This is a genomic window from Micromonospora sp. NPDC023644 (assembly GCF_040640115.1).
GTDB lineage: Bacteria > Actinomycetota > Actinomycetes > Mycobacteriales > Micromonosporaceae > Micromonospora.
On sequence record NZ_JBFABA010000010.1, the window covers coordinates 175,180 to 182,449 of the forward strand.

Annotated in this window: 8 protein-coding genes and 1 pseudogene; 6 read left to right on the forward strand and 3 right to left on the reverse strand. The window is 70.9% G+C overall.

Going from position 1 to position 7,270, the window contains the following annotated elements; all coding sequences use genetic code 11:
- Window positions 1-65 precede the first annotated feature (65 nt).
- A pseudogene (locus AB0G08_RS11385) lies at window positions 66-515 on the forward strand (SRPBCC family protein); the annotation flags it as partial.
- Between the two features lie 366 nt (window positions 516-881).
- Here the strand turns inward: AB0G08_RS11385 and AB0G08_RS11390 are convergent.
- The 3 genes from AB0G08_RS11390 to AB0G08_RS11400 all read right to left on the reverse strand — a co-directional run bounded on the left by AB0G08_RS11390 (window position 882) and on the right by AB0G08_RS11400 (window position 2,424).
- Window positions 882-1,286: a VOC family protein gene (locus AB0G08_RS11390; RefSeq protein WP_358086218.1), complete on the reverse strand. Its 405-nt coding sequence runs from the start codon at window positions 1,284-1,286 to the stop codon at window positions 882-884.
- A gap of 93 nt (window positions 1,287-1,379) precedes the next feature.
- The gene (locus AB0G08_RS11395) at window positions 1,380-1,916 is read right to left on the reverse strand and encodes a DUF4240 domain-containing protein (RefSeq protein WP_358086220.1); all 537 of its coding nucleotides are present in this window, start codon (window positions 1,914-1,916) and stop codon (window positions 1,380-1,382) included.
- Between the two features lie 130 nt (window positions 1,917-2,046).
- Entirely contained in the window at window positions 2,047-2,424 is a 378-nt protein-coding gene (locus AB0G08_RS11400; protein ID WP_358086222.1) for a hypothetical protein, read from the reverse strand.
- A gap of 188 nt (window positions 2,425-2,612) precedes the next feature.
- Between AB0G08_RS11400 and AB0G08_RS11405 the strand changes: the two genes are divergently transcribed.
- The 5 genes from AB0G08_RS11405 to AB0G08_RS11425 all read left to right on the forward strand — a co-directional run bounded on the left by AB0G08_RS11405 (window position 2,613) and on the right by AB0G08_RS11425 (window position 6,799).
- Window positions 2,613-3,089, forward strand: a complete 477-nt coding sequence (locus AB0G08_RS11405) for a hypothetical protein (protein ID WP_358086224.1) — start codon at window positions 2,613-2,615, stop codon at window positions 3,087-3,089.
- A gap of 64 nt (window positions 3,090-3,153) precedes the next feature.
- Complete coding sequence (locus tag AB0G08_RS11410; RefSeq protein ID WP_358086226.1) at window positions 3,154-3,675, forward strand: hypothetical protein; 522 nt, start codon at window positions 3,154-3,156, stop codon at window positions 3,673-3,675.
- A gap of 135 nt (window positions 3,676-3,810) precedes the next feature.
- Window positions 3,811-4,374, forward strand: a complete 564-nt coding sequence (locus AB0G08_RS11415; RefSeq protein WP_358086228.1) for a hypothetical protein — start codon at window positions 3,811-3,813, stop codon at window positions 4,372-4,374.
- A 227-nt stretch (window positions 4,375-4,601) separates the two neighbouring features.
- Entirely contained in the window at window positions 4,602-5,468 is an 867-nt protein-coding gene (locus AB0G08_RS11420; protein WP_358086230.1) for an aldo/keto reductase, read from the forward strand.
- 116 nt (window positions 5,469-5,584) lie between these two features.
- Complete coding sequence (locus tag AB0G08_RS11425) at window positions 5,585-6,799, forward strand: MFS transporter (protein ID WP_358086232.1); 1,215 nt, start codon at window positions 5,585-5,587, stop codon at window positions 6,797-6,799.
- Window positions 6,800-7,270: the final 471 nt, after the last annotated feature.

Below are 7,270 nucleotides of genomic sequence, written 5' to 3' on the forward strand. Positions count from 1 at the left end.
TTGGTCGACGAGGACGGCTCTCCCCACCGAACGAGAGCGGTTCGACCTGACGAGGAGGATTGCCCATGACCACGAAGGTCGAGAAGTCCATCGAAGTACAGGTTCCGGTCAGCACCGCCTACAACCAGTGGACGCAGTTCGAGGAGTTCCCCCGCTTCATGGGGGGCGTGCGCGAGGTGCGCCAGCTCGACGACCGGCGGATGCACTGGGTCGCCGAGATCGGTGGCGTCCAGCGCGAGTGGGACGCCAAGGTCCTGGAGCAGGTGCCCGACCAGAAGGTGGCCTGGGCGGCCACCGAGGGCGTGACCAACGCCGGGGCGGTCTACTTCCAGCCCGTCGGCACCGACCGCACCATGGTCCGGCTGCACCTGGAGTACGAGCCCGAGGGCCTGCTCGAGAAGGCCGGCGACAAGCTCAACATCATCGAGCGGCAGGCCGAATCCGACCTGCGCAAGTTCAAGACGTACATCGAGGAACGGGGCGTGGAGACCGGCGCCTGGCGAGGCACGGTCGACAGCGGCCTCGGTGTCGGCACGCCGGGCGTCGAGCACGCCGCCGCGACCCGCGGCGACAGCGGTAGCGCCGGGGTGTCCGGCAAGGCCGTGGCGGCGGGCGCCGCCGTGGCCGGGGCTGCGGCGGCCGGAGCCGCCGCGGCTGCGAAGCGCCGCTCCGACAACGACAAGGACGACCGGCCGGCCACCACCACGACCGACACGGAGTACGTGGTGACCGAGGTCGAGGTCGTCCCGGAGACCGGCACCGCCGGCTACCCCCCGCACCGACCCCTCTGATCCCGCTTCACCACGCCTGCCCCTGTCAGCGGACGGCCCGGGTCCTCGCGACCCGGGCCGTCCGCTCGTCCCGGGGTCGCTCGGGTCGCGTCAGTGCGCCTCCGCGAGCACCGTCCACAGGTGGCCGTCCGGGTCCGCGAAGGTGCCCGTGTAGCCCCACGGCTGCGGACCCGGCTCGACGACGACCTCCGCGCCGGCGGCCCGGGCCCGCCCGACGAGTTCGTCGACCTCGGCCGGCGTCGCGGCGGGAAGGTTGACGACGCACTCGCTCTGTCCGCGTGGGGCCACCTCGCGGCCACCGATGGCCCAGCCGAAGCCGCCGGTGGGCACCAGCATGACGCGGAGACCGTCGTTGAGCGCGTACTGCAGGGGCTCGGGGACGCCGTCGTCGGCCGGCTCGCCGACTGCGTCCAGGCCGAGCCCTGCGGAGAAGAAGCGGTACGAGGTCGGACGATCGGCGATCGGCAGGGCGACGACGACGGGTGCGTACTGCATCAGGCTGCCTCCAGAGGGTTGACGACTGCGTACCGTCAGTGTGTATGCCGTCGGGCGGAACTCAGGGTTCCCACCCGACATCGGGCGCGTAAGTCAGGCGCTCCAGCCGGTGGGATTGCTGCCGGACTCCCGGGAGATGCCCGAGCCGGTGACCGGCCAGCCGCCGAACCGCTCCTCGTGCAGGTTGGCGAAGAAGTAGCACATCCCCTCGCACTCGCCGTCGGGCACGGCCACGGTGGGATCGGCGGTCACCGCCTCGTAGAACCCGCGCCCGAGCGCGACGATGTGCCCCCGGCAGTAGAGGAAGCCGTCGTCGGAGCCGTCGGTCACCTCGTGCACGTCGGCCCGGTCGATGTCGTGCAGCTTGCGCTCGACCACCCGGTCCAGGTCGGTCAGCTCCTGGCTGGACAGCCCGGCGGTGAGCTGGCGGAGGCTGTCGAGGAACCGGTCGAGCCACGCGTCGATGGCGTAGACGCCCTCGTCGTCGGCCTCGGGGTCGCGGGTCAGGAGCGCCCGCCGGAGCGCTGCGGGCTCGTCGCCGAGCCGCTCCCAGGCCGCCTCGACGAGAGCCCAGAACCTGGCCTCGTGCTCGACGCTCGGCACCCGCACGTCATCCACCAGATCAGTCACGCCGGGAGGGTAGCGACCACGACCGACAGGAAATCGCGGTCTGACCACGTACCCGCAGCTCCCGGCCCGATCGCCGCGGCCGCCAGCGGCAGGGTCACGTCACCGTCCGGCCAGTCCGGGCGCGACGGGGTCAACGGCCGTCGTCCCGGGCGTGCCGACCGCCCGCGCCGGGCGTCGCCGCGACCGCACCCTGCTCCGTGTGCCGGGTGGCCCGCTCGGAGATCAACTGCCCGAACAGCCCGCTGGGCCGACCGCAGTCGCGGCACAGGAAGTTGTCGTCGAGTCGACCGCCACCGCAGTGGTCGCAGCGGCCCCGGTCGCGCGGGTCGTGGTACGCCCGCAGCGCCTCCACCAGGGCGCGGGCGACCGGGGCGCTCAGCGCCAGCCTCGACTCGACGCCGCGCAGGCCGATGACCAGCTCGCCCTGCGGCGGGGCGGCCGAATCGAGCGCGTCGACGCGGGCCACGAAGTCGCGGAGGGCGGCCAGGACCTCATCGGGTGCGGACATGGAATCGACCGTACGACACGCGTCGCCGACCCGGCCGGCCGCCGTGCGCGCAGAAAGGGCTGTCCGGTGACGACCTGGCCGCGTCGGCCAACGCGCTGGACGCTGCGCTGAGAGGCGTGGCACGCCCGGGCGCCGGATGGTGTCGGCCACCCGTCGGCGCGACCGGAGCCGGGCCATAGGATCCGGCGATGACCGGCCAGTCGTTGGACCCCGCCCCGCTGACCTCGGGGCGGGAGCCACTGCGGCGGCCGGCCAGCATCGTCGTGAGCATGCTGCTGCTTGCGTCCTGGTGGGCGTACACGGTCGCCGTGGACGTCGTGCTGCTCGCCGAGGTCGGTGGCGCGGGAAACTGGCTCGCCCTGGCCTGTTGCACGGCGGCGCTCGCAGCCGTGCTCCGCGGGCTCTGGCACGGCAGCCCGACGGCGTGGCGGGTGGTGCACCGGTTCGCCGCTCCGGTCGCCGTCGCGTTCCTGGTCGGGGCCGGCATCATGTTGGTCTTCGGGCCGCGCCTCGGGTCGCTGATCACGACCCCGGTCGCCCCGGCCCACCTCGCGGCGGCAACGGGCGGGCTGCTGGCGGTGCTGGCGCTGCTGGTCAGCGGGCTCCTGGTCCGCACCGCGCCGGCCCGCGCCTGGTGCGGTCGCCGACCCCGTCCCGTCCGGTGAGGCTTCCGACTGAGGGCCGGATCAGGCGGAAGGCGGGATTTCCACAGCCGACGAGAATGGCGCGATGCACCCGACCTTCACCGGCCTCCTCCTGCTGCCCCTGACGTCCCCGCTCAGGCGCACCGTGACGGTCACCTTCCACGACAGGACGCCGGCCGCCGTCATCCGCCGCAGGTTCGTGTCGAAGCGGCGCAGGTTCGAGATCCGCGACGCCGCCGCCGCGACCCTGCTGGCCACCGGCGCCACCACCAGCTTCGCGAACGACCACTACGAGCTGCGCGGACCGCGGTCCGAGTTCATCCTGAGTTTCATGATCGACTACGAGGGCCGAAGACGTGGAACGGTGACACTGGCGGACGGCCGAACCCTGACGACCGTCGGCAACCGGAGTGCCCGGGACTTCACCATCACCGACCAGTCCGGCGGCCCTGTCGCCATGCTGGTGACCACGAGCAGTGCGTGGTCGATGCGGTCGGCCGACCTGGCGTTGGAAGTCAGAGCGCCGGTGATGTCGCTGCTACAGGCGATCGGCATGGCGCAGTGCCTGCTCACGGCGGTCGGTTCGCCCCGAGGCGACGCCACCTGAACCGGCGGGACTTTGCGGCGGGAGAGGGCGCGTGGCGGCTCTCCTGGTCACTCCGTCCGTGGTTGTCGGGCAGCGTCGGCGTTGCGGGCGGTCTTGGCGGCACGGATGGCGGTATGCCACGACTACCTTGGTCCGGTGATCGAGATCCTGGACAGCCTCGATGTCCTTGCCCAGCCCTTCCTTGATCTTCGGACGCTGACCCTCGCCGGGATCCGCTACGGGTCGAACGCAGCGAAATCCATCGACCGAGAGCGGATCGAGCAGGTCACCCTCTGCCCGATTGTTTACAGGCAGAAGAGCGGTGCTGGCACCGAGCCCGAATATTACGATGCGGGCGGCCGACGGATCACTCTCGACGAGGTGGTCGACAGCGTCATCGACGCCGGGGGCATGCTGCACGTCGCTGGCAACATCAGCTACAAAATCGCGGGTGGAACCGTGGTCGGGTTCGCGTTGTACGGTGCGGAGCGCGGCTTCCTGGCCCACTTCGATTCGCTGCGGTCGTATGAGGAGTTCCTCACCGCGTTCGGGACACCCGACAGCGTCGAACGCCATGAGGTCTACGGCGACCTGTTGGGATACCGCAACTACTACTGGGGCTCGAAGAAGCAGGCGTACTGGGACAGCTTCGACGAACGGTTGTCATCGGTGAATCTGGGCGACTACGACGGGAACCACGGCCCCAGGCCTGCGTCCTGAGCTTCGACCAACAGCCGTGCTGGGCCAGACCCGCAGTCACTGTTTGCGACGACTACCGCCTGCGGCAGGCGGAACGCGGATGTGGTCAGGGAATGAACTGCTTGCTGTCACTACGAGACCCCGACGGAGCGCTTCCCACAATAAATACATTAGCAGTGATCTTGCCGCCCGCGGTATCCGGCGGACGACCGACTGCGCAGGTCAACGGCGGTGGCTAGATTCGCCCAATGCCCAACACCGTGATCACTGCAGCGTCCGCAGGCACCTGGACGATAGGCGACCTGACTGTCAACCGAATCGGATTCGGCGCGATGCGCCTGACGGGCACCGACAGTGCGCCGAGCGACCGCGACCGGGTCGTCGGTGTGCTGCGCCGGGCGGTCGAGCTCGGGGTCAACCACATCGACACGGCGGCGTTCTACTTCTCGCCGCTGCGGTCGGCCAACGAGATAATCAACACGGCGCTCTCGCCGTACGCCGACGAACTGGTCATCACCACGAAGGTCGGGCCGGGGCGCGACCCCTCCGGGGAGTGGCTGCCGCTGGCCCGGCCGGACCAACTGCGCGGACAGGTCGAGGAGAACCTGCGCCAGCTCGGCCGCGACCACCTGGACGTCGTGAACCTGCGCCAGCACGGGCTGGACTCGGTCGCGGAGCACTTCGGCGCGCTGGTTGACCTGCGCGACGCCGGCCTCATCCGGCACCTCGGCCTGTCCAACATCCGCCCGCAGCACCTCGCGCAGGCGCAGGCGATCGCCCCGGTGGTCTGCGTGCAGAACCCGTACGGTGTCGACACCCGACGTATGCACGACCAGTTCGTGCGCACCTGCGGGGAGCAAGGTGTGGCCTTCGTGCCGTTCTTCGCCATCGCCGGTGACGGACGCGAGGCCGGCGGCGTGGCCGTCAACGAGGCGGTGCATGCCATCGCCCGCACCCACGGCGTGACGCCGGCGCAGGTGCGGATCGCATGGACCCTCAGCCGCGGGCCGCACCTACTGGCCATCCCCGGCACCAGCAACCCCGACCATCTGGTCGAGAACCTGGCCGCCGGGGCGCTGCGCCTGTCCCCCGAGGAGTTGGCCAGCCTCGACTAGCGGCGCCCGGCAGGGCGCAGCCCAGCCACGAGTCCACCACCGTCGACGAGAGGCCCCGGTCATTGCAGACAGCAACAACGTCGATTCCCGTCTCACCCCCGAACAGCTCATGGCTCGTGGCCCGAGGGTTCATTCCTGACCAGGGCCCCCGGCGCGTCCTGGCCATCGCGACCTTCGTCAACATGCTCGGAAGCGGCATCTTCATGGCCAGCGCCGTGCTCTTCTTCACCCGCTCCGTCGGGCTCCCCCTTACGCAGGTCGCCCTGGGCCTCGGCACCGCCGCACTCGTCGGGATGCTCGCCGGGATCCCGACGGGGCATCTCGCCGATCGTCGCGGCCCGCGCGAGATCTACCTGCTGACTCTGGTCATCCGAGCCGTCACCACGGCCGCCCTGGCCTTCGTCCACACGTTCTGGCTGTTCGTCGTCCTGGTCTGCCTGACCCAACTCGCTCAATCGGCCGGCGGGGCGTCTCGCGGCCCACTGGTGCGCGGCTTCGGCGGCACGAACCCGGCCTCTTACCGCGCCTATCTGCGTTCGGTTGCCAACCTCGCCGGATGCTGCGGTGCCCTCGGCGCCGGCGTCGCAGTGCAACTGGACACCCGCGCCGCCTACCTGGCCCTGATCGCCGGCAACGCCATCAGTTTCGTGGCCTGCGCCGCCATCATCACCCGGCTGCCGTCGCTGCCGCCCATTCCAGCGCCCCACTCGGCCGGGCGCTGGATCGCGCTCAAGGACAAGCCCTACATGGCAGTCACCGTGCTTGACGCCATCCTGGGAATTCAAGGGCAGGTACTGGTCTTCGCACTGCCGGTGTGGATCATTTCGCAGACCCACGCCCCGCGCTGGTTCGTCGGGATGGCCGTGCTGGTCAACACCGCCCTCGTCGCGGCGCTTCAGGTCAGAGCGAGCCGGGGCATCGACACCAGCCCAGCGGCAGGCCGAGCCATGCGCCGCTCCGGGATGGCGTTCCTGCTCGGGATGGCCTTGATCGCCGCCACTTCGAATATGCCCGGATGGCTCGCCGTCACGGTGATGACGCTGGGGGTCGCCGCGCACACCGTCGGCGAACTCTGGCACGCGGCGGGCTCGCTCGAGCTGCAATTCCGACTCGCGCCTCCACACGCGCAGGGGCAGTACACGGGAATCTCCGGGCTCGGCACGGGCTTGGCCAACGTCGCCGCCCCTTCCATACTGGGCCTGCTCTGCATCGCCTGGGGCGCCCCCGGCTGGCTGCTGATGGGCGGCATCTTCGTCGCGGTCGGGCTCGCCGCACCGGCAGTCGTCCGGTGGGGCGAGCGAACACGTCCAGAGCCAGCGGAGGCCGTCTAGCCAGGAGGATTTGGCTGCGGTAGTCAAGGGACCACGAAGAGTCCTCGGATCGGGCAGCGTGAACGTTCCCTCCCGTCGCGGTGGCGCTCTGAGAGCGAATGCCTGGCAGGCGGCCGAGACCGGCTGTCACCCTTCTCCCGGGTTGCGGCGTGCCCGGGATGTTGCGCCTGGACCACGGTCTTGAGTTCGCCGCGCCTCCGTTCGCGACGCGGCGCACGCGCTGGGCATCGAGGTGGCGGGTTGGTGAAGAACTCGCGCGGGCACGCCGAAACGCTGATCGGCGGGGATGCCGTAGTCCTGGTGGTGGTGCTGGTCGTCTTGGGCTACGGCCAGTACGTGCTCTGACGACGACCGATCAGGCGGAGAGGGGGGGGGCCGGGGGGGGGGGCCCCCCCCCCCCCCGGGGGGGGGGGGGGGGGGGGTGGGGGGGGGGGTGGGGGGGGGGGGGGGCGCCCCGCGGGGCGGCGCGGC

Excerpts from the sequence above, each read along its gene's own strand:
- AB0G08_RS11405 (WP_358086224.1), top strand. The coding sequence starts at position 2,613 with ATGACCGGCCAGTCGTTGGACCCCGCCCCGCTGACCTCGGGGCGGGAG.
- AB0G08_RS11420 (WP_358086230.1), top strand. The coding sequence starts at position 4,602 with ATGCCCAACACCGTGATCACTGCAGCGTCCGCAGGCACCTGGACGATA.
- AB0G08_RS11390 (WP_358086218.1), bottom strand. The coding sequence starts at position 1,286 with ATGCAGTACGCACCCGTCGTCGTCGCCCTGCCGATCGCCGATCGTCCG.
- AB0G08_RS11400 (WP_358086222.1), bottom strand. The coding sequence starts at position 2,424 with ATGTCCGCACCCGATGAGGTCCTGGCCGCCCTCCGCGACTTCGTGGCC.
- AB0G08_RS11410 (WP_358086226.1), top strand. The coding sequence starts at position 3,154 with ATGCACCCGACCTTCACCGGCCTCCTCCTGCTGCCCCTGACGTCCCCG.